Below are 24,083 nucleotides of genomic sequence, written 5' to 3' on the forward strand. Positions count from 1 at the left end.
GATCGCCTCACGCCTGCTCGGCCAGCAGCCGGTCCGCGATCTCCTCGACGCGCTCGCGCAGCCCTTCCTGGCTCTTGCCGCCGTCGAGGCGCTCGCCGCCGATGACATAGGTCGGGGTGCCGGTCACACCAATCGCCTTGCCCTCGGCCTGGTCGGCGTCGACGATCAGGATGTGCCGGCCGTCGATCAGCGCGGTGTCGAACTCCTCGGCGTCCAGCCCGAGTTCACGGGCCACCTCGATCAGGAAGGCCTCGCCCCCGCGGTCCAGCTCCTCGACCCGCCCGAGCACCGCCTCGACGTACGGCCATCCCTGCCCCTGCTCCGCGGCCTCCTCGGCGGCCTGCGCCGCGGCGAAGGAGTGCTTGTGCTTCTCCAGCGGGAAGTGCCGCAGCCGCAGCTCCAGACGGTCGCCGTAGCGGGCGCGCAGGGCGCGAAGGTCGTCCAGGGCGCTGCGGCAGTCCGTGCACTGCAGTTCGCACCAGACGTCGAGGACCGGTACGGCGGTACGGTCGGGGGAGGAGTCACTCATGGGCACAGTCTCCCAGCCCCGGGCCCGGGGCACCCAACCGGTACGACCCCGACCGGCACCTGCGGAGGAGCCGACCCGGAGATCTCCCTGATGTCCGGCCGGAGCATGGCCGGGCGGGCTCCGGGCGGTGCAGGATGGAAGGGACGAAACGTGTCCCTGCCCGATCGTGCCCTGCCTGGAGGACCGGATGATTGCCGAGACTGTCTTTTCCGCCGTCTCCGCGGCCGGCCTGGGCATCGCCGCGGTCACGGCGTACCGCAAGCGTTTCCTCGCCGCGGTCCGGATCGCCGCCTACTCCCTCGTCCCGCTCGGACTGGTGATGACCGGAATCGTCGAGTGGGCCGCCGACACCGCCTTCAGCCCCACGGCCTGGGCGGGCTTCGGTGTGCTCGGCGCGGCCTGGGTGCTGTTCGCGACCACCCGTGCCGTGGAGCGCCGCCGTGGTGGCACCCGCAAGGAACGCAAGGAGACCAGGGGCGCCACGCAGAGCGACGCGGTGGCTCCCGCGGCTTCGGCCCCTTCCCTGGGCCCGGGGAAGCGTCCGGCGACCCGCCCCGCGGCCGCGCCCCGCGCCGAGTCGGCGGACGACTTCAGCGACATCGAGGCCATCCTCAAGAAGCACGGCATATGACACCGCCGGCATCCGCCCTCATCCGCTGACATCCGTTGACATCCGCGGGACGGACCGAAGCGACACAGCGGGTCGGCGTGCGTCCGTAAACGATCACGAGCTGAACCGAATGTCACGGATTCCAGCGAACTCCCGTTCCTCCCGGGCGTGTTGAACGCGTCAGGAGTGCTCGCTGCGTCATCATCGCGGCGAGATGCTGGACACGACACAGAGCGAGGCCGCGCCGCCACAGGACGAGCCGCGCGGGTGCCTCTTCGCCCTTTCCCAGCCACCGCTGATGATCTTCCTTGCGGTGATCGGGTGTCTGCTGCTCATGGCTGCGCTGCACGATCTGCTGATGCTGTGAGCCATACCCGTGGTTCCCGGCGCCACCCGCCGGGGGCCACGACACACCAAGGTGTCCAGGGGGCGTCAGCCCGCCGCCTCCTTGCGCCGGGCCCGGTACGCGGCCACATGCAGCCGGTTTCCGCAGGTGCGGCTGTCGCAGTAGCGCCGCGAACGGTTGCGGGAGAGATCGACGAAGGCGCGCCGGCAGTCGGGGGCCTCACAGCGCCGCAGCCGCTCCTGCTCACCGGCGACCACGAAGAACGCCAGCGCCATTCCGCAGTCGGCCGCCAGGTGGTCGGCGACGGAGGCGCCCGGCGCGAAGTAGTGCACATGCCAGTCGTAGCCGTCGTGGTCCGTGAGCCGGGGCGTGGTGCCCGCGGCGGCCACCAGCTCATTGATCAGCTTGGCGGACGTCCGGGCGTCCGGGGCCGCGAAGACCGAGGCGAACCGCCCGCGGATCTTGCGCACCGCGGAGAGGTCGAACACCGAGAGCGCCCCGACATCACTGACGTCGTGGTTGCGCACAAAATCCTCGAGGGCCGGCACGTCCGGCAGTGCGTCCGGTGTCGTGTCGTCCTCCGGTGCGGTGTTCACCAGATCCACCACGGTGTCGAGCGCGCACCGGGTGTCGTGGGTGATCAGCACGTTTCGCTCCCTGGCCTGGAGACGGGCGGGCGCCCGCCGATGCTGGCCGATGGTAGTGGCTCCGACCCGACACCCACCGGCCGCGCCCGCGCTTGCCGAATACAACGCGACGGAGAGGGCGGTGGTTCCCGGCGGCCGTACAGCCGCGGGCAGCCGTGCCGCTGGGGCGGCTCCTGTCCCCGAGAGAGGCGGCACCCGTGGGTGCCGGGCTGTGCGGCTCCCTGCCACAACCGACCGCACCCGCGATCACAGGTCTCCCCGACCCACGCCAACCCCTGGCCCCATGGCCACGGCCCCGCACACAACCGGCGCCGCCCCGCGGAACGCTCCGCGGGGCGGCGCCGGCCATGAGCCGAATGCGGCTGTCTGAGCCCGAGCCGTCTCCCCGAGTGGACGGCGCCGGGCGGCTTCGTGAGGCCTCGCCCCTAGCTCTCCGCCAGGATGTGCGAGAGCTCCTGATCAAGATCGAAATGCCGGTGTTCCGTGCCGGGCGGCACGGCCGCGTCCGTCCGCTTCAAGAAGGACTCCAGGGCCCGCGCCGGGGCCTCGAGCAGAGCCTCGCCCTCAGGAGAGCTCAGGGCGATGCATACGACGCCCTGGCCGTGGCTGCGCGACGGCCAGACTCGGACGTCGCCGGTGCCGGTGGGCCGGTGGAGGCCCTCCGCGAGGAGGTCGCGGGCGAACACCCACTCGACGGTCTCCTCGGCTCCGGTGTGGAAGGTGGCGTGCACGGCGTAGGGGTCGGCCGTGTCGTACCGCAGGCCTGCGGGGACAGGCAGGGAGGACTCGCTCGACACAACGAGGCGCAGGTGCAGCTCGCAGCTGACCGTGGTGTTCATAAGCGCCAGGGCCTTTCGCTCAGTGTGCGCTCGGGGATTCGCACGTCGGCGAAATCGACATGCCACCTACGGTGCCGTTGTAAACCCCTCTGAGTGTTTTGCGTGTCTTTACGTAACTCTTCCGGCCGAGAACCTGTTAGCACGGTACGACCATTCCAGTGACTGGTTTCGTTCGGGTAGGGTTTGGCCGTATGAATACGGGGAGTGACGAGCCGGGCGAGGTAGCCGTGGCGTCGGACGAGACGAAGGCGGACGAGGCGACAAGCCATCAGGGGCTCGGCTCGCGGGCGCCGGAATTCATCAAGGCGCGCCGGATGCTGCACGTCAGCTGGCAGGTCGGTGTCTTCATCATCGGACTCGCGGTCGTGGGCGCGGGCGTCATCATGTTGCCGTTGCCCGGACCGGGCTGGGTGGTGATCTTCGGCGGCATGGCCATCTGGGCGACCGAGTTCGTCTGGGCCCAGCTGGTGCTGCGCTGGACCAAGCGCAAGGTCACCGAGGCGGCGCAGCGTGCCCTCGATCCCAAGGTCCGTCGGCGCAACATCACGCTGACGGTGATCGGCCTGGTCATCGTGGGCGTACTCGTCGGCGTCTACCTCTGGAAGTTCGGCTTCGAGATGCCCTGGAAGATCAAGGACCAGTGACCGGCGAAGGGGGTGCCGTTTGCCGGTTGTCGCTGGTCACAGGCACCCCCTGACATGGGGTAATGTTCTTCCTGCGCCCGGGCGATTAGCTCAGTGGGAGAGCGCTTCGTTCACACCGAAGAGGTCACTGGTTCGAACCCAGTATCGCCCACCGGGATACGGCGGCCCGTCTGCGAGAGAGCGGACGGGCCGTTGTCGTGTGTGCTGCGCGGACGGCAGGTGGGGGCGCGGGCGCGCCGACGCGTGGGGGCATGCACGCCGACGCGGGAGCGGGCCCTGCGCCGCGGGAGCAGGCCCTTCGACGCTCGGGGAGACCTCACCGACGGGCTCGGGGAGTCGCTTTCGGTGGTGGGATGAACCCTCCAACCGGATGAGAAATCACCTCCGCCCGGGTGGCACTGTTCCTCCGGCCGGGTGGACCGCGTTCCTCAGCCCACCCGCGGAAGCCCTTGTGCCGGATGTGGCGGCTGCTCCGGCCGGGTGAGGACGTCTCTCCGGCCGTGTGGGACGGCGTTCTTCCGCCCACCCGCGGAAGCCCTCCGGCCAGATATGGCTGACTCCCGACTCGGTGCCGCGAGGCTCCCAAACAGCGCCAGCCTCTCGCCCCCTGCCCGCCAACCCCCGCCCGAGCCACCCCGCCACGCGCCCGGGCGCCACGAACTCCCCCCACCCAGACCCTTGGCAACCCTCCGCCGACTGGACGGTGACGATCCGTTACTCGGGGAGGGACTTCCAGGACTATGTCTCTTTCTGGGAGAAGTTCCAGACACAGGCCATCGGCGGAAATCCCCCGGACGTTTCCGACGTTTCCAGAACGCCGCTGGATTTCTTCGGAAGTTACGCCGCTCGACCTCACTCTGAGCCCGGACAATGCCGTTACCGTCGGCTAGTTCATCCTCCCCAGGACCTCCCGCACCCGCCGGACGTCCCGCAGCCGCTGCTCGTACGTCGCTCCGAGCGCGAGCAGGAGCAGTCCGGCGAGGGCGGGAGGAACCCAGCGGGGGAGTGCGTCGGTCACCTGGACCAGGTACGGGGCGAGTTCATGCAGCGCGTCCAGCGTGAGCACCGAGCCGCCGAGCAGCAGCGGGGCCTGGAGGCGGTGCCGGGCACCCAGCAGGGTGACCAGCAGAGCCGCCGCGCCCAGCAGCAGCGGGCGCGTCCAGTGCGCGTCGCCCCAGGCCGCGAGGAGGCTCGGCATCAAGGTGGCGGCCAGTCCGGGACCGTAGGCCGTCCAGGACGACGCCTCGGGATCGCGGTGCCGGCGCAGGGCGCCGACGAGCAGCGCGGGAACCGTGACCGGCAGCGTGTACGCCTCCGGCGTCGCCACGTCCCAGGCCGCCAGGCGAACCCAGGTGGCCGCCAGGAAGAGGACGGCGGCCGCGTAGCCCACGGGGCGGCGGCCGGGGCGGACGGCGGTACCGGCGGCGATCACCCCGCACAGGGCGAGCACCAGGGCCAGCAGGGGTGGGTCGGCGATCGCGAGACCGACGGCGAGGAGGCCGGCGCCGGCTCCCGTCGCCTCGACGGCCGCCGTGACGGCGGGGTCGGCGGTGCGCGGTGCGATCAGGGCCGCGGCCACCGGCACCACGAGCACCAGCAGCGCGGTGTGCTGCGGCTGCCAGTTCAGCGAGGCGCCCACGGCGCACATGAGCCCGGTGGCGTACACGAGGGACGCGGCGGCGGAGACCGGGGCGAGGCGCCGCCGCCACGCGGCCGCCGCGAACAGGACGGTCAGTGACGCGAGCACGGCGAGGGTCGCGGGTTCCGCGGCCAGCGAGAGGAAGCCGAGGCACAGGGAGGTGAGCAGGGCGAGTCCCGTCGCCGTCCGCGTCACAGGGCCCAGCAGAGCCGTCGCCGCGACTCCGTACAGCACGAGGCCGACGGTGTACGGCAGTTCCAGCGCCGGCGGGATGACCATCACCGCTGCCCAGGTCAGGGTCAGCGCGACCGTCAGCGCCCGGGGGTGCCGCTCCGTGCCACGGAACGCCAGGGCCGCCACCGCGGCGACCGCGGCGAGGACGAGGGGAACGGTGGCGGAGTACGGCGGCCAGAGCGCGTCGGCCGTCGCCGCGTCGCGCGCGTCGGCCGGAGCACCGGACCACGCCCGCCACACCCACGAGGCCGGCCCCAGCAGGGCGACACCGACGGCCGGCAGCGTCCACAGCACGGCACCCGCCTGCACGGCCGCGGAGGCCCGGACGACACCCCGGCGCACCGGCTCCGGGAGGGCACCCCGCACCCCGCCCAACAGGGCGATCCCGCACGCCAGATACGCGGGCACCAGCCAGTCGCCGGGCAGCCAGGTGCGCAGCACACCCCCGGCGCCGGTGGCCAGGAGCAGGCCGCCCACCGTCGCGGAGCCCGTCGCGAGCCCGGGCCGCGGGGTGAACCACGCGGCGCCCAGCGCGATCGTCGCCGCGAGGAGGAAGAGCGCCGCCGCACGGGCGGCGGCGCTCGGACCGGTCGCGCTCAGGGAGAGCAGGCCGGTCGTCAATACGCCCGCGCCACCGGTGCCGAACGCGCCGCCGACGGCGACGAGACGGACGGACGGCACGGACACCCGGAGCGCGACCACCGTGTCGAAGGCGGCGGTCAGCAGCAGCGCGGCCGTGATCGTGTGCGGTCCACCGCCGGTTGCGAACCCCCAGAGCAGCAGCGGGAGTTGGGCGACGACCAGAGCGGCGGGCAGCGGGAGACGCAGCGGGGTCGCGGCCGGGAGCGCGGCGAGCGCCGAGCCGTACGCCACCCACACCGCGGACAGCACCGTCGACGCGGTGGCCAGGTACGTCATGCCGTCCGCCGCCGTGAACGTGACCTCGTGCAGGGCATAGGTGTCCAGTACCGTCAACGCGAGGCCGAGGCCCGCGACCGACTCGGCGGTCGAGCGCAGACCCCGCCGCAGCAGCACCACCGGTGTGCCGAGGGCCGTCAGCGTGACGGCGCCGAGCACCAGGGCCCGGTCGGCGATCCCCAGATGACCCCAGCTGACCAGCGTGAACACCATCGCCGCGATGGTGAGCAGGATGCCTCCGAGCAGCAGAAGGACGTTCTGCACACCCGGTGCGGTGGCCTCCGGGCGGGACGGCCCCACGGGCGTCGGCGAGACCGGCTGCACGCGCTGTGCCGACTGGAGGGCGCCGACCAACTGGGCGCGCCGGACGAGCAGGTGAGCCCGGCGGGCGTCGAGGCGCCACAGCTCTGCGTCGAGGAGCCGCAACTCCTCGGCCGGGGGCGGGGTGTGTGTCATGCCTTGGAGTGTGGGCCGCGTCACTTCGCACGGCATGAGTGCGGCTACTCAGAACGTACTCAGATGCGGCTCACCGCGTCCCGGGAGGGCAGACTCGGAACATGGACTGGACCCGTTACCGCTTCCGCAGCCGGTGGGCCCTGGCCGCGCCGCCCGGCGCCGTGTACGACGCCCTGGAGCGTGCCGAGGACTACCCGCGCTGGTGGCGCCAGGTGCGCGAGGTACGGCGGGCCGGCGACACGGTCGGCGTCATCCGTGTCCGCGCCCTCCTGCCCTACGACTTGACCTTCACCGCGCGCGAGGTGCGCCGCGACCGGGCGGCCGGAGTGCTGGAGATCGCTCTGTCCGGTGACCTCGACGGACGGGTGCGCTGGACGATCACCGGCGGCGGGGGCGGCACGCTGGCGCGCTACGAGCAGGTCGTCGACGTCAACAAGCCGCTGCTCAGGCTGTTCGCCGTGCCGGGACGGCCGGTGTTCCGCGCCAACCACTGGCTGATGATGCGGTCCGGACGGCGCGGCCTGGTGAAGTACCTCGAAGCGGTTTGAAGGAAGGCCGCGGGGACCTGTATTGTTCAGTGCGTTCCCGGGCGATTAGCTCAGTGGGAGAGCGCTTCGTTCACACCGAAGAGGTCACTGGTTCGAACCCAGTATCGCCCACCATAAGAAGTTCATTGGAACCCGGTACCTTCCAGGGGCCGCCCGCTAGGGCGGCCCCTGTTAGTTGCAGGCCAGCGCCCGTCCCCGGCTGGGGAGGGGCGCTTTGCCGTTTGGGGGCAGGCAGGACGGCTTGGAGGGTGGCCGGGGCCTGCGGCGGCCCTGTGGGGGCTTGGTGTTGGGCTTGTGCCGCGTGCAGTGTGCCGAACGGCTCCTTGAGCTTGTGGCCCACCCGAACGTTGCCGTCCGAGTCCTTGTCGATGTACAGCGCCTCGAAGAGCGCCTGGTTCAGCCGGCGGCGCTGCTGATCGTTGCAACGCCGGTACAACGCTTGCGGATCTTGCAGAAGCTGCAAACACGTCTCGATGATCTCTGCTCCTGTGCTGAGGTCTTCGTCGACATCGTGGAGCCGAGTCGTCAGGCGATCCCGCTGCTTGGTGATGTCTCGCAGCTTGGCCTTGATCTTGCCCTGGGGCAGGCCGCCGTCGGCGGCCAGGTCGATGAGGTTGCTCTCCTTGGTGTCGAGCGCACGAAGCTGTTTCGTGAGCTGGGCTTGGAGGAGCTTGGTCGTGGCCTGCTGCTCATCGACCATGGTGGCCAGTTCAGTGCGCATGGCAGAGATGAACTCTGGTGTGAAGCGCACAGTGGCGTAGTGGTCCTCGACAGCTTCCTCGACCTGTTCGATCGGGGCGTACGGCAGCTCACAAATGTGATCGAAGCGGCCGTTGCAGAAGAAGTACCGATAGACGTCGCCGTTCCGGTTGGTGGCGTGCTGAACGATCATGCGGCGCTGTTCACCTCGGTGGCGACGGCAGGAGCCACAGAACAGCGAACCCTTTAGCTCGTGGTGATGCACACGCCGTCTCTCACGAGCGTTGTTTCGGGAGTCGGCAATCTCTTGTACACGGTCGAAGAGGTCTTGGGGGACCAGGGGAGTATGACGCCCCTTGTACTTCTCGCCCTCGTGGGTGATCCAGCCGCAGTAGTAGTCGTCGCGCAGGACGACGTGCAGTCGGTTGGTGGAGATCCCCCGTTCTTCGGGGTGCCGGGCGTTGCGGGGCATACGCAGCCCACGGTCGTACAGTTCCTGCGCCACTTCTTCCACGGTGAACTCACCGGTGGCATACAGCTCGAACGCCAGGCGGATGAAGGGGCCGCGTACAGCATCGACGGCGACGGTGCGAACCCTGCGGTCGTCGACGAGTTCGATGGTGTTCAGGTACCCGACAGGGGTGCGGGTGATCGTGCCGCCGTTGCGAGCCTTGTTGGCCATTTTGGTCTTGACGTCCTCGCCGCTTTGGCGGACTGCAAGCCAGTTGAAAACATCGGTTACTGCCTCCATGGCCTCGGCCATATCGCCGTCGCCGAAGTTCTCTTTGGTGGACACCAACTTGACGCCGAACTGCTCAAGCTGCCGCTTGGTGATGGCGGCGTCGATGTAGTTTCGGAAGACGCGTGAGCGCATGTAGATGATGACGCAATCGACGTCTCGCTGCTCGGTGATGCGTTTGAGCATCTGGCGAAAAACGGGCCGCTTGGCGATGGTTACTGCCGAGTTTCCTGGTTCGACGTACTCGTCGACGACGTCAACTCCGAGTTCTTTGGCTTTTTGCAGCGCATGTTTTCGCTGCGTGTTGATCGAGTTGCCCTCGGGGTCGAAGTCTGCGTCGGTGTCCATCTGGCGCTTGGACGAAACGCGCAGGTATAGAACCGCTCGCTTCACTGCAACTTCTTTGCGATTCTTGCTCGATGTCTGAGATGGCATTATATTCTCCTTTCCTGGTGCTATTACTGTTTTGGTAGTCCAATAGTAACTCCGTTATGGCCAATTACCGAAGGCCATTTTGGCAGGACAAGCCTGTTTATGGGCTGGCCTGGCCAGTGCCGCCGATAAACCCCGGAAATTCCTCGGTCGTCACCACCTGGAACATTCTGGCGGCCACAAGGTCCCGCAACTTTGGCTCGCTTTCCAGTGCTACCCGGATGGCTGCTTGCCGTCTGGCATCGGGCACCACCCACGCCACGATCGGGAACAGCCCGTGTTCCTGTTGGTGGATGCCGGTTGCGGCGTACTGCTGGTACTGGAGCGCCTTGCGCACGATGACCGGCATGTGTTCGGTGGCGTTGTCGGCCTCGATGAACACATGGTTCTCGTAGTCCCCGGCCGCCGTGATCGCGAACAGATCGGGCTTGAGCCAGGCTCGTGCACCGTGCGCTGATAGAAACGTCCGCCAGCACTCCGGCTCGGCTTCGAGGCGCAGCAGCTCGATCACGCCCCGCCGGGCTAACTCTTGGAGCTGGATGGCCAGGTCGGCGGCAGCCAACGTGTGAGCGATGAACGCGGGTGACGGCTCGCTGTAGCGGCGGCGGGCCGCGTCGCCATGGCGGGCACGCAGCAGGCGTTCACCGCTTGCACCGAGCTGCCACACGATGCCGGTGCTCCCGGCACGCACACCCCCGATCCGCCGATGCAGGCGGGCAATCAGGCGGTGGGACTCCAGCCGAGTCAAGACACGGATCGTGGCCACGGCAGCAGCCATTTCGGTCGCGTGGCTTCTTCCGTTCCCCGCTTCGTGGGGTTCATTGCTGATCGGGAAGTGCAGACGCCGGATAAGGATGGTGGTCAGTGCGCGATGTACGCGCAATGATTCGAGGATGGCTAGATCGCGGTCAGAAAGCAGTTCAAGCAAACTGGCGATGTCATTGTTCTTCATTCTTTTCTCCCTTCTTTTAAAACTAGGGTTTTTGCGCACGGCGGCCGTTCCGGAAGGAACGCCGTCTCTCTCTGGATGCGCGGAAAGATGGTTCGTTGGCCGGTTTGCTGTTCGCCGGGCAAGCCCTGGCCGGGGATGCGGATTTGAGTGCTGGAGATGCAGTCGATTCCCCTCCCGCGCTTGGCCAACCGACCGGGGCTGTCCTGCACGAACGCGCGGAAGATCTCCGTCATGGAAAGAGCAGCGAACAGAGGGGCGAAGACAGGGGTACAGCCCAGGGCGCTATTCGCGATCCACGGCTATTCGTCGGCTGGCTTCGCTCGGCGTTTGCGGCCAATTTGCGGCGGGTCAGCGTCGGGCGTTGTTGCCGGTTCGCGGGTAGCCGTGACTGCCTGCGCCGGGGCGACTTGTGCGGGTGCGTAATTGGCGCGGGCGACTGCACGCACCGCTTCAGGGTCAGCGATGACCGGCGGTGGCGGCAGGGTGCGCACCAGCCCCCAGCCGGACGGCGCACCGTTCGCGACAAGATTCGCGTAAGCGTGGAAGCGCGGCAGGCTCATGAAGTCCGCAGGCTCCAACTCCGGGGCCAGCTTGGTCGCCAGGTCGCGGGCGTCGTCGGCTTCGGTCGCGAACACAACCTTGCTCCGCGCGTTGATATCCACAGCTGTGCGCAGTTCCGGCGGGAACTGGCTGCGGAACTGCGCGGCCAAAAACCACCCTACGGACAAACTCCGCGAAATGGCCAAAGCATCCGCCAGCGAAGTCGGCAGGTGCACGAATCTTGGGGCCTCGTCTACGTACACCGTGCCCGGTCGCAGATGCGCGTTCGGTTCACCGGCTCGCTCCTGGACGGCCTGCCAGACCTCCGCGATGACCAGGCTGCCCAAAAGTGAAGCCACTCCAGGTCCCACCAGGCCCTCGTTGAGGGGCACGAGTACGACCTTGTTGGCCTTGAAGACATCCCGCAGCCGGAACCGCCCCGACCGCTGATCCAGCATCCGCACTACCGCCGGCCGCAGCAGGAATTGTCGTAGTTTGTTCATGGGGGCTGCCAGGACTGTCGCTTGGGCGGCGGGGCCTTGCTCGTCCCACGCGGCCCAGAACCCGGCCAGTGCGAGGTCATCTTGCACCCGGCCGACGTACGGGCGACGGAATGCCGGGTCGGTGAACAGCCGGGGCAAATCCGTCAGGGTCGCCGGAGCGTTCGGAAGGCTCCCGCGGGCCAAGGTGCGGAGGCCCGAGCTGAAAATGTCAGCAGTCCTGGGGCCGAATCCATCGGCGAAGACCGAGGCGAAGACGGCCAGGATGCCGTCAACGACTACGTCCGGGTCACGGTGGCCCACGTCCAGCACGTTGAACCCAACTGGCGAAGTGTCCCCCGGGTTCAGCTCCACGATGCGGTCGACTTGGTCGGCAGGCACCCGCGCCATGATCGAGTCGATGAGCTGCCGTTTTGGATCAAGGACAACCACCGGGCGGCCAGCAGCTATATCCGCCAAGATCAGGTGGAGCAAGACATTCGTCTTCCCGGACCCGCTCGGCCCGTACGCGACTCCGTGGAATGTTTGGTCGGTGGGCGCGATACCGACTGACCGTTGGTCGTCGCCGGGGGCCGCGCTGCGGGCAAAGACCCGCTCGCCTTGGTGGACATGCGCGGCGACCCGGAGCGGCTTCGGATGTAGCGGTGGCAACCCCGGCAGTTCCTCGTCCCCGAGGGGAAACGCCAGCAGCCCGGCCAATTCCGGCACCGACAAGCGAAGCGGCCACAGCCACGGCTGACGCCCCTCGTTGAGCCGTGCGGCGCTGTCGTGGACCAGCCGTATTCGGGTGCCCGGCCCCTGCGCCACGGTCAGGCCGGAGAGCAGGCCCATAAGCAGCGTGGTTCGTCGCTTGCGCGTGCTGGCAGTCGCACCAACGCGGACCGTGGTCATAAAGCCGGGGTGCTCGACACGCTTCCGTAGCCGAGTCCGAAGCTCTGCCCCCGCTGGGCGACTGCCGGTCAGTAGCAGCCGCGCGGGCGGCAGGCTGGGGTCCGGGAACTCTGCGGGCAACACGCCAGGCAAGATGCGGGGACCAAGCACAACTTGCACGACGAGCGCTTCGCCTTCCGCGAGCGGCACGGCCAGGGCCGAGAGCACCGCCCGGGAGACGGTCTCCGGGGTATCCATGCTCAACGGAAGGTATGAGGGGCGCACTCGCAACCGACCTGCTGACTGCACAGAGGGACGAGCCGGAGTGTGCTGCGGTGCGTCGTCCAACTGGCTGCCTGGCAGAAAGTGCCCAAGCAGCCGGGCAAGCCGCGTTATATCCACGGGGCGGCCTCCGACCAGGTGGCGGATGTGGTCGCCCTCGGCGCGGACTTCCCATACCAGCTGCGACGTTTGCCGATCTGCGGCCAGCCGGCCCAAGGTGTTGAGCATGGCGTCGGCGTCGAGAGGCCGTGGCAGATGCAGGCGGGCGAACAGCAGCCCGTTACCCGTAACGGCATCCGTCACCCGGCGCTCTCCTCGTGGGAAGCATCGGTTTCGGTGATCCGCTGTTGCTCGGCCAGGACCATCGCGAGGAGAGCCTTGGCGAGCTTGCGGGTGTCCACTGGTTCTCGCCGAACACCCTCGACGAAGAACCGGCGTTCGGGACGCGCGGTTTTGGTTCGTCGTGCGGCCACCTACCGCCCCCTTTCGCTGGGGGCATGCCGGTGATCGCTGGGCACGGGGTAGCCAGGGATGATCAGGTCAGAATCGACCTCATTGCCCCAGATCCACCAGCCTCGCGTACTTGGTGGCCGTCTGCGGGCAAATAGCTCCAAGTATGGTCCGTCCGACAGTCGCTCGATGAGCGCATACTGCTCGTCGGGCTTGACAGAGTGATCCTGAACTGGCGCGTTGAACCAGGTCGGTTGGGATTTGTACTTAACTGGAGCCACGCCGCGTGTACAGAACAGCACATGCTCGGAAGCGTTTCGGAGCGTGCTGCCCAAGCCGAGACGGAACTTCACCCAGGTCAAGATCGAGCGGGGCTGGAACCCCCAAGCCTCGGCCACGTCGTAGCCGTCACGGAGGCTGGCATTTGTGACCCAAAGCCACAAATGACTGTTTTCTTCCGCCAGATCGGCGACCGGCATCCCCTTGATGCGGTCCAAGCTCATGAGCCTGTAGTGCCGCTCGGCGCCTTTTGTCCCGCGTTGCTGGTGATCCCATGGTGGGTCCGCCAGAATGGTGCGGAAGCGGGCGGGGACCCCCTGTTTTGTTGTTGCATTTTCAATCACGCGCTTTTGTTCCCTCCTTTCCTTTGCGCTCCGGTCGGCAGATTGCCCCCAGAGCTATGTATACATTTAGAACATAGCGATCCTCTTGAAAATCCTTGATTCGCTCGAATGTTCGCCCGAAGCTTCGAGCGAATACACGGGTGGTCAGACCTGTTGGAATGCTCGTTTTGCGCGCGGGTTGGGATGTCAGAACGTCGTTGTAGTTTTGTACGAGGGCGGCCGTGATCTGGCCGTCATTACCAGCGTCGCCGTTGGCGAACAGCCAGGACGGCGGATACCACCGCAACCACCACAGCTCCGCCAATGAGGAACGGCACGACCGGGCGTACCAACTCGTACGCCCACCGAACGCAGTACGCAGCGACCAGGAGAAGCACGAGCGCACGAAGCGCTCGTGTCTCCCACCCTGACCCAGGAATCACGAGGGCCTGTACTCCTCGTGGGCCGTCGAGTTGGCGAACTCATTCGGCCCGCGAAGCTCGGCCAGCAGCCGGCGCCGGGCCTGCTCTTTCAGGCCGCGCTCTTCGTCATACGTTGCCGTGAACGCTGCTTGGAATGAGTCCACCAAGACCGTGATGGTCTTGGACTTGAGGAGTTCCAGCGGTACAGCGACCGCCGTCTGCGGAATGGTTGTCACTCCTTGGTTCCTTTCCCGTGATTACGCATGGCGTCGATGATGTGCCGTAGGCCCTCGGCTGCCTTGACGGCGTTGCGGTTCTTCTGCCATTGCCGGATGCGCCCGATGCCGTAGGCGGCAACGACGACCCCGAGAATTTCCAGGCCGCTCACATGCGCCCCCGGTAGGCGGCGCGGCGCATCTGTTCTTCGGCCCGGTGAACCTGACTTGCGATGTCCTCACGGGCCATGTGCATGCGACGACTCACCCGCATCTGCGGAGCGTCGAGGTAGTACTGCCAGGCGCGTCCGGCAAAGACGCCGGCGAACACGCCAAGCAGATCGAGCATGAGTCGCATGTCAGTCGATCTCCGCATTGAAGATGGAGACCGAACGGGCAATGCCCGTAACCGTCGTCCCGATGATGAGATCGATGGCTGCCGCAGCCTCCGGGTTGGCGGCCTTGTACTGCGCCCCGATGGCGTGCAGGTACGAGACCTCACCGATCGCGTGCTCGGCGGTGACGGCCTTGGCGTGCATAACGGCACGGTTCACGTAAGTGTCGTCCTCGACACCCTGAATGGTGCGGACGGTACGGGCTGCCGGGCTGATGCCACGGCCTCCGTACAGCCCGACCGCTCGTGAAGACTTCACGGTCGCTGTCCTCTCTGTTGTGCTGTCGCTCTCTGGTGGAGCGTTTGGCAGGCCCAACTTTGCAGGCAGCGGCGTGGGTTGACCGGAAGTGGAGTGGAAATCTTCTGGAAGCACTCTGACCTGCGGTTGGAAGCAGATTGGAAGCACTACAGTCGACGGAGCCGGACTGCGCGGAGACATGAAAGAACCCGCCTCGGACATGAGGCGGGCTAAGTTATGCTGCTAGGCGGATCGTCTCTATGATTGTAAACAACTATCTCGTACTGCGCTCTGTCTAAGATTTCTCCGTTATTGTAATCAGGGCTGTGGATTCCGATAATTTGACGCTCATATGACGAGCTGGGACTCGTGCCAATGTAGTTTAGGTCAACTTCTCCTTGCATGACGGCATCGGCAATATCAATAGCCACGCGAAGGAAAAACTCGTAACTGGCGCCAGTTCTTGTGACGCCATCGCCAGCCTCAACCCAGGCGGCTAAATACTCTGACAAGTATCTATCGTATAGCGCATCCTCTCTGCGCCTATCGGTTGAATATTGATGAACGAATTCCTGAAATGCGTCACGCGCCCGTTTTATTGGCCCACTTTGTTCCATCTTCAATCCTTGCATTAATCAAGCAATGCGTTCTATTTAAGAACATTTTTGACCGTTTTGCAAGCTCTAGCGTTATGCGCTACTATCTCCCGCCGGTAGTACCGCGTGATGGGGGTGTGGGGTGGCGCAACTGGAAGACCTCAGCGACCGCTGCTTTGCCGAGCTCGAACAGCTCGTCGAGAGCGTGGCATCAGCGGATCTGCTAGAAAAATGCTCAGGACTGCTTAGCTTGCTTCCGGCAACGCTCATTGGAGCCACTGCATCCATTTTCAATAAAGCGCGAGTCCTTCGAAAAGAGATGCTGAAGGTCGTCGATCATGCATATTTGCAACGTCTAGAAAATCCAGACGATAAGACGGCTGAAAGTATCCTTGCTGCTAGCGCGCTTCTGGGGTTGTTGACTGTCGATCCAGGGAATGTTCGTGTTAAGCCAAGCCAGGAGAGTAGACAACCTGTTGCCAGTATGGAGGCTCGGCAGCTATTGGCAGGTAGTTGGACTCTGAATGGTATTGGAGACCGTCAGGTTCGTACCAATGCTCCTAAGTACCTGCGGGCTTTCCAACATGCCCTCAATGACCACTTGGAGAAACTATCTCAGGCACCACACGCATCAAGCGCGGAGGAATGCTCTGAGTCTGGGGCGGATGGTGAAACAGGCCAGAGCCGACCTGCCGAATCGCTAACCTCGTCAGATTCGCATACGGCGCAGCACAACGAACAGTCAGAAGAATCAACTATCGTTCCGCCTCCTGAGCCGAAGAAGGAACCATCTCGCCGCGCTTTTCTCGGGTTGGCGGCTGGAGGTGTGCTTGGCATCGGAGTAGCAGTCTTCTATGCCTCGCATCCAGGCGGAAGTAGTGCCGACGATACGAACCAAAGCAGCGTCACAATCAGCGCCAGCGCGGTCAGGCTCAAAGATGAAGGCAACATGACGGTAGTTCCTGGGAACTTCAAACCGGGTGCCGAAATGAAGCGCCTTTTCGCCACTCCTGGAGCCGCCACCGATAGCTCGGCTGTCAAAGATTTCTTGCGACGCGAGGGGGTGAATCACGAGGAAATGACAATCCGTGTCACGGTGGCTGGGCCGGAAGGCCTTGAGATCGTTGACATTAAGCCGATCATCTCGAAGAAACAGGAGCCCCTGAACGGAACTTTGTTCCTGATCGGTACGCAAGGCCAAGGTGGCAACCGGACAATCCGAGCCTCTATCGATCTAGACAAACAGGCTCCTGTGGCCCGCGAGCTCATCTACTCAGACGAGACCATGGCCAGCCCGACACCCGGCAGACCCTTGTTTGAGCTGGAGACGTTTCCCATTGGTGAAGAGACGAATGGGAAAAGAGTCTTCGTAATCCAGGCCGCCTCACTCAAGTACTACGTTGAGTTCACGCTGGAGTTCACCTACAACCTGACAGGCCAGGACAAGACTGTCACCGTCGACAACGGCGGTAAGCCGTTTCGAGTCACCGGCAACCGGTGCGACTACGAACAGGTCTATGTCCCACAAGGAGACTACTCGCTAGCGTTGGGCCAGTCGCCCTTGTGTGACGAGTAGCTCCTACCTCGCTGATTGAGAATGCAGTAGGCATCCTCAATCAGTCTCCCCGCACGCCTCATGCAACTCAGCCCCTGCATCAAGGTATACGGCCTGACAGAACAGCATCCGTGCAATCGGGTGCGTGGTGACATGCTCCGCTGACGGAACGATCAGGTGCTGCACCTCCCGCTCAATGAGCCATGCAGCAAGCTCGCCGGGCCGCAGCAGCCGGTACCGCTCCTTGCGTACGTCGAGCAGCACGAGGTTGTGCGCATTGGCGTACTCGTGGAGCTGTTTTTCGAGTACCTCGACTTCATCCTCTGGCAGATCGAGGACACGCAAGTAGCCGTAGGCGGGTTCTCTCTCGACTCGTGTCACCGCTTCACTCCGACCCGAGTGCGAGGATGCACCACACAACCTTGCCGCCGGTCGGTGGGAAGTAGTAGCTCCACTCCTTCGACACGGCCTCCACGATGAACAGTCCTCTTCCGCCTTCAGCGGCGAGCGGCACGGCACCGTTGCTTACGGGTGGGTTCGGGTTGCCGTCACCCACGAGCACGATGAGCTGGGCGGGTTCGCAGTGCAGCGTCAGCGTGACACGCGGTTCGTCGGTCGAGTTCCGCTGCCCGGAGTCATGCCGCACGGCATTCGTGACGAGTTCTGAAACGACCAACTGCGCTGTATCAATGTGCTCGCCTGGGAGCTGCCAGGCATGTAGCACGTCGCGGGTATGGCTTCGTGCCCATCGCACGGATTCGACCTGGGCGGCAAGCTCCAGCTCACTTGTGTAGGAGGTGGCGTTCACGGCCGTGCCTCCTGTTCGGCCGGCGCTGGAGTTGGCATCACGACCCACAGTCGTCCACCAATGTCGCCCTCGATCTCCTCGCACATGATGTCGGCCAGGGGAGCAACCGTGCTGAGGTGCTCGGTCGACGGCACGGCCACGTTGCGGACGCCATCGCGCCGACAGCGGTTGGTCATCGCCACCCATGACGTGAGTTGCCGCCACTTGGTCTCGACGAACACGTTGCCGAGTACGAAGCCCCGGTCTTTCGCGAACTCGGCCAACAGGCGGTGGGTTTGGACAACGCTGTCAATGTTCATGTCGGGTAACACCCGGAGGTAGCCGAACAGCATCGGGCGTGTTTCGGTGGTCACGGGGGATGGCCTCCTGGTGGCCTCGTCGGCGGGGCGTGCAAACCGACGGTGGCGGAGGCCCATTGGCCCATGTCAGGCCAGCACTACATGGGCACTTATGTATCTGACGTATAGACATGCCGAGGCGGCTATGGCCCCTCTACCCTGGGGCTGGCCACCCCCTGCAACCAGGCCGGTACGGAGTACGCCATGGCAACGCCCCCAGCCCGCTACTGCGCCTGTGGTACCCGCCTGGCCCGGGATAACGCCGGTGCCCAGTGCCACGCCTGCCAGCGCAAGCGCCAGGCCGCTGCCGTGGCGAGGCCGCCCGCCGTACCCGGCGCTTTCTGGGACGACGAACGGATGCGCGAAGCCCTCGACACCTGGCACATGGGCAAGGTGCTCTATGCCTACCGAACACACCCTCACCACGGGCGGGTGCTCAGTCAGGAAGTCGTCGCCGACTGGCTGGGGTTGACCCAGGCTCAGCTCAGCCGGATCGAGAACGGCGCGGCCCCGCAGGACCTCGGGAAGCTCATGCAATGGGCGCATAGCCTCCGGGTTCCGGCAGACCTACTGTGGTTCAAGTTGCCGAGAGCCGAGCACCAGGCCCCGAATCGGGTAGCAGTCGCGCCGCCGGAGTCGACACAAAGCGACGCTCAAGGCGGGTTGTTGCTGCCGGTTGTCGTGGGCGGGCACTCGGTCATGGTGCCGGTCGACGCCCGTACCTTGGCGGAAAGCGGCCTCGGCAGCCTGCTCGACCAGCCCGACAGCGCCAAGGAACCAGGGGCCATGTCTCCGCTCAACCGCCGCGCCGTGCTCAAAGGCGGCATCGCCGCCGCGGCGCTCCCAGGTCTCGGGCTGGAAGAAGTTCAGCACGTTGCTGCCGCCCTCGATGATGCCCGTCGCTACATAGACGGCCCGGTCGTCGAATACCTGCGTCGCCAGATCACGGCCTGTAAGTCGGACGACGGTTCTCTCGGGCCGAAGAGGACGCTGCCGGTCATGCTCGGCTTGCTTGGTGCCATCGAGGAACATGCCCGCGACGTCCGGCCGGCGGTTCGCCGGGAGTTGCTGGCCATTGGCTCGGATGGTGCCGAGTTTGCTGGTTGGCTGTATCGCGACGTGAATCAGCCGCTCCAGGCCGGACGTTGGTACGACCGCGCCATGGAGTGGGCACAGGAAGCCAACGACCCAGCGATGCAGGGTTACGTACTCCTGAAGAAGAGCCAGATGGCCTACGACGAACGCGACGCAGTCCGGGTGCTGACGCTCGCCGAAGCAGCACGCCAAGCGCACTGGCAGTTGCCGCTCAAGGTGCAGGCAGAAGTCGCCCAGCAACAAGCCCGGGGGTTCGCCATGCTCGGTGACCCGATGGACCACGTAGAACGCGCATTGGGCGAGGCTCACCAGTTGCTTACGCAGCACGAGGGGGCGAGCGACGACACTGCCCCGCACCTTAGCCCGCACTACAACCGCGCCAACCTGACCCTCCAGACGGCCAGTTGCTACATCGAGGCAGGACAGCCAGCACGGGCCTCCGACCTGTACGGCACAGTCTTGGAAGGTGAGGCCCTGTCTCGCCGTGACCAGGGCTATTTCCTAGCTCGGCGCGCCTGCTCCCTGGCGCTGGCTGGACAACCGGATGACGCCGCGAGCGTTGGTCTGGCTGCCGTAGCGCTGTCCGACGCCACCAACTCACTGCGGACCAAGCGGGAGCTGACCCGGGCCATGACTACGCTCCAGCCCTGGGCGACGCGGCCCGGCCCCCGCGAGCTGCGTGAAGCGCTGCGGGCCTAGGGTTCGACCAGCCAGTCGGCCGTCGTGCGGATGACGAACGCCTGCCATTCCTGGCTCTGGGGGTCGAGGTACTGAGGGTCGTCGTGGACGGCGAAGCCGTGCTGTGCGCCCTCGATCTCGACCAGTCGGCAGGGTGCTTGGAACAGTGGCACTGCGGCCCGCGATGCCTCGATCGGCACGAATGTGTCCTTGGTGCCATGCACGATGAGCGTCGGAGCCTGGACCTCGCCGAGTGCCTCATGGGGACGCAGCCAGAACACCTCGTTGTAGATGGCCCGCCCGTGCTTGAGCGTCGGCGAGTGCGACAGATAGCCCTGGGCCGTCAACTGGGCGGCGGCTTCGTCGGTGAGATGGTCGTCTACCCAGAACGGCCGGTTGTCGATGGTGCGCCGCTTGTAGTTGAGCTGCGGGTTGAACAGCACCAGCCGCGTGATCTCCTGTGACTGTTTGGCGGCGTAGTAGGCGCACACGCCCCCGGTGAAGCTTGTGCCGAGCAAGGACAGCTCGCTCGCACCGGTTGCCTCACGGAGGTAGGTCAGCGTGGCGCGGATGTCGTTCAGGATGCTTGAGAGGGTGAGCTCTTCCTGACGACCCTCGCTCTGTCCATGGCCGCGGAGGTCGAAGCGCAGTGAGGCCACACCGGCTTCAGCTAGTCCAGCCGCGAGCCGCGTGAAGAACCCGCCCTCTTCCCGGGTGACACCTCCGCCATGGACAAGCACCACGGCTCGGGAGGTCGGCTGCTCCGGCGTCACCAGCGTGCCGGCCAGGTGGAGACCGTCGAGGGTGCGGACGCTCACGTCTGTAGTTGGCATGGTGGAAAGCGTAGAGCGGTCGGTCCGACGGCCGACAGAGGGCGACCACTGCTTCGGGAGTGGTACGGCTACATAAGAGAAACCGAGGCAGACGTGTCGTCACCCGGCACGATTTTCACAGCAACTGCATCTTCAGCGCCAGAGTCACCGGCAACAGCGGTCAGCGATTCCAGTTTTGCCGAAGCGTACGTCCTGTTGAGGCATCCAAGGTTGAAGACATCCTCACCCAAGCGAAGGACGATTTCATTCCTTAGAACGAGGTTGGCGACACTGTCACCCTGTTGGAGCTGCTGAAGCTCGGGGCTATCCAAACTTGCCCGCGGGATCGTGAAAGACACGTAATCCCATCGCTCGATGTTCGTCTCGCTGGTTAGGTACCGGTGGACTTCTTTGATCGACTCAAATTCTTCATCGGTCAGGGACTGGGGGATCGGGAAGTACACGCCGCTGAGACGCTGAATGTCGTCGAGGACACGAAGAAGTTTAAGTGACTCCTCAACGTTTGGGGTCGAGGCAGGTAGATCCATTGGCGGACCGATTTCCTTACCGTTAAGCACCAAGGTTGCGCCACGGCCCTCTTTCGCCTCTGCTAGAAAGCGAACGACTGGCAACAGGATGCAGGGCAAGCTGCGCTCGGGCATGTGGAACGAATAGTTGATTTTGGCCTGATGTGTGGACACGTCGAACCGCGTTACAACCTTCGCCACGCCACCGAGGTCTTCGAGCTTCAGCTCGATGCCTCTCCTGCCCGATGTCCGTTCTTTAGCTTCGAGCGGGAGGTGGGCCTTGACAACACCTTGAGCGTCCCGAATGCGGAGGGCAAACCGTGCATCTGCTAGCGGCGTGTTGTCTATGGCGCCGCCGACGCGGAGTTCACCACCATCGAAGTTTCCACCAAAATCGGCCGGTGCGTCGATGGAAAAGTTCTTCACGAACTCGCTGGAAACGACAGTGGCTGTCCCATAATCGAAACTGTCCTGAAGCGCCTGTGCGGCCTGCTTCCCGTCCTCAGTGTCGGGGAAGCTAAACACACCACCGACCTGAATGGGACGGTCCTTCTCGGCGCCGGGGTATCGGGGATGAGTTGTGACGTTGACGGAGCCGTTGGGCTGGACGCTGAAGCTGAACTCATAGTGCGGATCGAGCGAGTTGAGGCGATCCTTGAGTGTGCGCACACGGTCTACGAGATCAGTAACACCTCGGGTGAGGGCGGCTTGCTCTTGATTGATCTCCCGCATCATGCTGACGATCTCGTCGTTGCTGCCCTCTAGGTAATAGCGTGGCAGCTCCGGGTGGGAGGCCATCTGGTTGTCGAGCCAATCCTTCCCACGCCAGACGCACGGGAACGGATACTTGGCAGTCAGATCGTTGAACCAGGCGAGTTCGCCATCGGTGTGATTGATGGGCACCACGAGGTACCAAGCCACGGGGTTGTGCTTGGCCGCATTTCTGAGCGAGTCGGAAACTTGCCGTCTTCTGCCGGACCTCTCGTCAAGGCGCCCGGTAAAGCTCTTGAGTTCGAAGATTTCCAGGCCTGTGGGGAGCGGTACCTGGACGTCACGGCCTTTGTCTCCCCCCGCTCCGTCGATGCGCTGCGCCTGCGGATGGAGTCGGCTGATGAGGACGGAGACCATGTCTTCGTAGACGTTGGATCCGAGCCGCTCGTCGGTCCAGTCGACCCTGTTCTTCATGCCGCCCTCAGCCCTTACTGTTCCCGGCCTCGCCCGGCGCCCTCAGCCCCCGCACCAGCTCCGCCGCGTCCACCCCGAGCGCCTCGGCCAACTTCAGGATGTTGTGCAGGCTCACGTTGCGCTGGCCGCGCTCGACCTGCCCGATGAACGTCCAGTGCATACCGCTGTCGTCGGCGAGGCGTTCTTGGCTCTTGCCGAGTTCGTTCCTGCGGGCGCGCACCCGCGCACCGAACGTCTCTGCTGCGTCTGAGATGGGCTGTTTTGCCATGGCAGGCCCTAGCTCATATGTCCCAAGCCTCAAGATCCAGAGACTATGTATCCCAAGCTCCTGCATCCCATGACTATGTGTCCTATGCTGCCTCTTGCAGGCACCCTCGGGAAGCGGAGGAGGTGGTGGTCATGCTGCACGGCAACGGTGGTGGTGGCGGTACCGGCGGCTGATAGCCCCGCGCCCCCAGAAGACCCCGGCTCGCACCCTCTGCGGTCCGGGGTCTTCGCATGTTCGGCATTGCCCTGAACTGGGCTTTTGTTATACTTGATCTTGTATATGGCAAGTCCGCTAGAGCGCCTCTACCAGACCAAACTCGCCCTGCTCGCCACCGTCGTCACGGTGGTCGGTATAGCCCTCATGCTCCTGGCCCACTGGGCGAGCGGCAGCCCCGCTGGCGCCTGGCTTGACGCACTTCCCGTGATGGAGGTCGGCTCGGCCCTCTTCACCACCGGCCTCATCGCCATCTTCTTCGAGTACATCGACCAGGCCGACGCCGAGGTCCGGGCCAACCAGCGTCTCCGCAAGGTGCTCTCCGAAGAGGCACCAGCCATCCGGGACGCGGTGGTCGACGGCTTCGCCTTCGCGTCGGAGTCTCTGACGAACGTGGCGTCCACGAAGACCCTGGATCGCATCGTCGAGAACTGCCTGTCCATCCGGCTCGGTGACAAGCGATTGGCCGCCGATGCCTATCAAGACCTTCGGGAACAGATCGTTGGGGCCAAAGAGCGCTGGGAGGACGCCCACGTCGCCGTAGCGCTCGCGCCCTGGGCCAAGGGGCCGGCGGAGGGCCGAGGCGCGATGTTCGTTGCCACCATCCGGTGGGAGTACCGCTTCGTGCCAACGAGTCCGCTGCTGCGCTTCTCCTGTGTCTCCGACCTGGACGCGTACCGGGAGTTGCTGACCGACCCGTCGTCCACGGCTACGTGGTACTTCGAACCCATAGACGGTCATGACGCTGCGTCGCCCGAGGTCTTCGAGCTGGTGCAGGTTGCCGTGAACGGCAAGCCGCAGAAGATCCGTCGCAGTGTCCGCAAGGAGGGCCAGGTCTTCACCGTGGGCCTCGGAGGCGACGTGAAGGCCGGGGAGTCGGTCACCGTCTCGTACACCTACCGCGTGCTCGTCCAGCAGCACGGGCACGTCCTGCACCTCGACCTTGCCCAGCCGACCAAGGACTTCCGGGCTGAACTCTGGTACGGCGATTGCGGTATCCGCTACATGAACGTCTTGGACTACCTCTCTGGTCCACGTCAGCCGCGGTACACACAGCTCGCCGCGTCCGATCCGTCACCGAGCGTTGAAGTCGCTTACGAGGGCTGGACGTTCCCCAAGGGCGGCGTGGCGTTCGTGTGGGTGCTGGAGCGGGAGATGCGCACGGTCACCAGTCGACAGAAGTGATCACGTTCGGCCAGAAGTGTGGGTGCTCTACTCCCTTTGTCTGCCCCGAGCCTGACGGAGCGTGAGGGATTGTCAGTG

At 65.3% G+C, this 24,083-nt stretch carries 28 protein-coding genes, 2 tRNA genes and 1 pseudogene; 10 read left to right on the forward strand and 21 right to left on the reverse strand.

Going from position 1 to position 24,083, the window contains the following annotated elements:
• Positions 1-7: 7 nt before the first annotated feature.
• Positions 8-529, reverse strand: a complete 522-nt coding sequence (locus tag F7R91_RS01540) for a DsbA family protein (RefSeq protein WP_191971302.1) — start codon at positions 527-529, stop codon at positions 8-10.
• Between the two features lie 187 nt (positions 530-716).
• Between F7R91_RS01540 and F7R91_RS01545 the strand changes: the two genes are divergently transcribed.
• Positions 717-1,160, forward strand: a complete 444-nt coding sequence (locus tag F7R91_RS01545; RefSeq protein ID WP_150943583.1) for a hypothetical protein — start codon at positions 717-719, stop codon at positions 1,158-1,160.
• 193 nt (positions 1,161-1,353) lie between these two features.
• Positions 1,354-1,506 (forward strand): hypothetical protein, encoded by a 153-nt coding sequence (locus tag F7R91_RS41785; RefSeq protein ID WP_191971303.1) that lies wholly within the window; start codon positions 1,354-1,356, stop codon positions 1,504-1,506.
• 65 nt (positions 1,507-1,571) lie between these two features.
• On the opposite strand, the gene F7R91_RS01550 is transcribed toward F7R91_RS41785, so the two are convergent.
• Positions 1,572-2,132 carry a CGNR zinc finger domain-containing protein gene (locus F7R91_RS01550; RefSeq protein WP_150943585.1) on the reverse strand — a complete coding sequence of 187 codons (561 nt, stop codon included), beginning with the start codon at positions 2,130-2,132 and terminating at the stop codon, positions 1,572-1,574.
• A 425-nt stretch (positions 2,133-2,557) separates the two neighbouring features.
• The gene (locus F7R91_RS01555) at positions 2,558-2,971 is read right to left on the reverse strand and encodes an SsgA family sporulation/cell division regulator (RefSeq protein ID WP_004002642.1); all 414 of its coding nucleotides are present in this window, start codon (positions 2,969-2,971) and stop codon (positions 2,558-2,560) included.
• Between the two features lie 191 nt (positions 2,972-3,162).
• On the opposite strand from F7R91_RS01555, the gene F7R91_RS01560 reads away from it, so the two are divergent.
• Together F7R91_RS01560 and F7R91_RS01565 are read left to right on the forward strand one after the other, a co-directional pair.
• Positions 3,163-3,615 carry a TIGR02611 family protein gene (locus F7R91_RS01560; protein ID WP_150943588.1) on the forward strand — a complete coding sequence of 151 codons (453 nt, stop codon included), beginning with the start codon at positions 3,163-3,165 and terminating at the stop codon, positions 3,613-3,615.
• Between the two features lie 79 nt (positions 3,616-3,694).
• Positions 3,695-3,766 (forward strand) — tRNA-Val (locus tag F7R91_RS01565).
• A gap of 735 nt (positions 3,767-4,501) precedes the next feature.
• On the opposite strand, the gene F7R91_RS01570 is transcribed toward F7R91_RS01565, so the two are convergent.
• Complete coding sequence (locus F7R91_RS01570) at positions 4,502-6,898, reverse strand: SCO7613 C-terminal domain-containing membrane protein (protein WP_150943590.1); 2,397 nt, start codon at positions 6,896-6,898, stop codon at positions 4,502-4,504.
• A 65-nt stretch (positions 6,899-6,963) separates the two neighbouring features.
• Between F7R91_RS01570 and F7R91_RS01575 the strand changes: the two genes are divergently transcribed.
• The 3 genes from F7R91_RS01575 to F7R91_RS01585 all read left to right on the forward strand — a co-directional run bounded on the left by F7R91_RS01575 (position 6,964) and on the right by F7R91_RS01585 (position 8,359).
• Positions 6,964-7,410, forward strand: a complete 447-nt coding sequence (locus F7R91_RS01575) for an SRPBCC family protein (protein WP_150943592.1) — start codon at positions 6,964-6,966, stop codon at positions 7,408-7,410.
• Between the two features lie 39 nt (positions 7,411-7,449).
• Positions 7,450-7,524: transfer RNA gene (locus tag F7R91_RS01580), tRNA-Val, on the forward strand.
• Between the two features lie 217 nt (positions 7,525-7,741).
• Positions 7,742-8,359, forward strand: coding sequence for a hypothetical protein (locus F7R91_RS01585; protein ID WP_150943594.1), 618 nt, complete (start codon positions 7,742-7,744; stop codon positions 8,357-8,359).
• Positions 8,360-8,461: 102 nt separating this feature from the next.
• On the opposite strand, the pseudogene F7R91_RS44185 reads toward F7R91_RS01585, so the two are convergent.
• The 11 genes and pseudogenes from F7R91_RS44185 to F7R91_RS01630 form a co-directional block, all read right to left on the reverse strand.
• Positions 8,462-9,283: pseudogene (locus tag F7R91_RS44185) on the reverse strand (recombinase family protein); the annotation flags it as partial.
• A 97-nt stretch (positions 9,284-9,380) separates the two neighbouring features.
• Positions 9,381-10,232 (reverse strand): replication-relaxation family protein, encoded by an 852-nt coding sequence (locus F7R91_RS01595; protein WP_150943596.1) that lies wholly within the window; start codon positions 10,230-10,232, stop codon positions 9,381-9,383.
• Positions 10,229-10,465, reverse strand: a complete 237-nt coding sequence (locus tag F7R91_RS01600) for a hypothetical protein (RefSeq protein WP_150943597.1) — start codon at positions 10,463-10,465, stop codon at positions 10,229-10,231. The genes F7R91_RS01595 and F7R91_RS01600 overlap by 4 nt, the downstream gene beginning before the upstream one ends.
• Before the next feature lie 66 nt (positions 10,466-10,531).
• On the reverse strand, positions 10,532-12,727 hold the full coding sequence (locus tag F7R91_RS01605) for a type IV secretory system conjugative DNA transfer family protein (protein WP_225320489.1): 2,196 nt from the start codon (positions 12,725-12,727) through the stop codon (positions 10,532-10,534).
• Positions 12,724-12,897: a hypothetical protein gene (locus F7R91_RS41790; RefSeq protein ID WP_191971304.1), complete on the reverse strand. Its 174-nt coding sequence runs from the start codon at positions 12,895-12,897 to the stop codon at positions 12,724-12,726. Before F7R91_RS41790 ends, F7R91_RS01605 begins: the two co-directional genes overlap by 4 nt.
• Positions 12,898-13,497, reverse strand: a complete 600-nt coding sequence (locus F7R91_RS01610; RefSeq protein WP_150943599.1) for an MT-A70 family methyltransferase — start codon at positions 13,495-13,497, stop codon at positions 12,898-12,900.
• A complete protein-coding gene (locus F7R91_RS41795; RefSeq protein ID WP_191971305.1) occupies positions 13,490-13,801 on the reverse strand; it encodes a hypothetical protein in 312 nt (103 codons plus the stop codon). Before F7R91_RS41795 ends, F7R91_RS01610 begins: the two co-directional genes overlap by 8 nt.
• A 114-nt stretch (positions 13,802-13,915) precedes the next feature.
• Complete coding sequence (locus F7R91_RS01620) at positions 13,916-14,134, reverse strand: hypothetical protein (protein ID WP_150943604.1); 219 nt, start codon at positions 14,132-14,134, stop codon at positions 13,916-13,918.
• Positions 14,131-14,286, reverse strand: coding sequence for a hypothetical protein (locus tag F7R91_RS41800; RefSeq protein WP_191971306.1), 156 nt, complete (start codon positions 14,284-14,286; stop codon positions 14,131-14,133). Before F7R91_RS41800 ends, F7R91_RS01620 begins: the two co-directional genes overlap by 4 nt.
• Positions 14,283-14,462, reverse strand: coding sequence for a hypothetical protein (locus F7R91_RS01625; protein WP_150943605.1), 180 nt, complete (start codon positions 14,460-14,462; stop codon positions 14,283-14,285). The genes F7R91_RS41800 and F7R91_RS01625 overlap by 4 nt, the downstream gene beginning before the upstream one ends.
• Positions 14,463-14,472: 10 nt before the next feature.
• Positions 14,473-14,766, reverse strand: a complete 294-nt coding sequence (locus F7R91_RS01630; RefSeq protein ID WP_150943607.1) for a hypothetical protein — start codon at positions 14,764-14,766, stop codon at positions 14,473-14,475.
• Positions 14,767-15,483: 717 nt separating this feature from the next.
• Between F7R91_RS01630 and F7R91_RS01635 the strand changes: the two genes are divergently transcribed.
• Positions 15,484-16,917, forward strand: a complete 1,434-nt coding sequence (locus F7R91_RS01635) for a hypothetical protein (protein ID WP_150943609.1) — start codon at positions 15,484-15,486, stop codon at positions 16,915-16,917.
• Between the two features lie 36 nt (positions 16,918-16,953).
• Here the strand turns inward: F7R91_RS01635 and F7R91_RS01640 are convergent, their stop codons facing one another.
• From F7R91_RS01640 to F7R91_RS01650, 3 genes are read right to left on the reverse strand one after another with little or no spacing between them, the layout of a single operon-like run.
• Positions 16,954-17,277 carry a hypothetical protein gene (locus tag F7R91_RS01640; protein WP_150943611.1) on the reverse strand — a complete coding sequence of 108 codons (324 nt, stop codon included), beginning with the start codon at positions 17,275-17,277 and terminating at the stop codon, positions 16,954-16,956.
• 4 nt (positions 17,278-17,281) lie between these two features.
• Positions 17,282-17,704, reverse strand: coding sequence for an ATP-binding protein (locus F7R91_RS01645; protein WP_225320490.1), 423 nt, complete (start codon positions 17,702-17,704; stop codon positions 17,282-17,284).
• Entirely contained in the window at positions 17,701-18,057 is a 357-nt protein-coding gene (locus tag F7R91_RS01650; RefSeq protein WP_150943615.1) for a hypothetical protein, read from the reverse strand. The genes F7R91_RS01645 and F7R91_RS01650 overlap by 4 nt, the downstream gene beginning before the upstream one ends.
• Before the next feature lie 189 nt (positions 18,058-18,246).
• On the opposite strand from F7R91_RS01650, the gene F7R91_RS01655 reads away from it, so the two are divergent.
• Entirely contained in the window at positions 18,247-19,836 is a 1,590-nt protein-coding gene (locus tag F7R91_RS01655) for a helix-turn-helix domain-containing protein (protein ID WP_225320491.1), read from the forward strand.
• Here F7R91_RS01655 and F7R91_RS01660 read toward each other — a convergent pair.
• The 3 genes from F7R91_RS01660 to F7R91_RS01670 form a co-directional block, all read right to left on the reverse strand.
• Positions 19,833-20,648 carry an alpha/beta hydrolase gene (locus tag F7R91_RS01660; protein ID WP_150943618.1) on the reverse strand — a complete coding sequence of 272 codons (816 nt, stop codon included), beginning with the start codon at positions 20,646-20,648 and terminating at the stop codon, positions 19,833-19,835. The two genes, F7R91_RS01655 and F7R91_RS01660, sit on opposite strands and share 4 nt — an antisense overlap.
• Before the next feature lie 68 nt (positions 20,649-20,716).
• The gene (locus F7R91_RS01665; protein WP_150943620.1) at positions 20,717-22,339 is read right to left on the reverse strand and encodes a hypothetical protein; all 1,623 of its coding nucleotides are present in this window, start codon (positions 22,337-22,339) and stop codon (positions 20,717-20,719) included.
• Positions 22,340-22,346: 7 nt separating this feature from the next.
• Entirely contained in the window at positions 22,347-22,559 is a 213-nt protein-coding gene (locus F7R91_RS01670) for a helix-turn-helix domain-containing protein (RefSeq protein WP_230989777.1), read from the reverse strand.
• Between the two features lie 327 nt (positions 22,560-22,886).
• Here F7R91_RS01670 and F7R91_RS01675 point away from each other — a divergent pair, with 327 nt between their 5' ends.
• The gene (locus F7R91_RS01675; protein WP_150943624.1) at positions 22,887-24,005 is read left to right on the forward strand and encodes a hypothetical protein; all 1,119 of its coding nucleotides are present in this window, start codon (positions 22,887-22,889) and stop codon (positions 24,003-24,005) included.
• Positions 24,006-24,083 lie beyond the last annotated feature (78 nt).

This window comes from Streptomyces luteolifulvus (assembly GCF_008806595.1).
GTDB lineage: Bacteria > Actinomycetota > Actinomycetes > Streptomycetales > Streptomycetaceae > Streptomyces > Streptomyces luteolifulvus.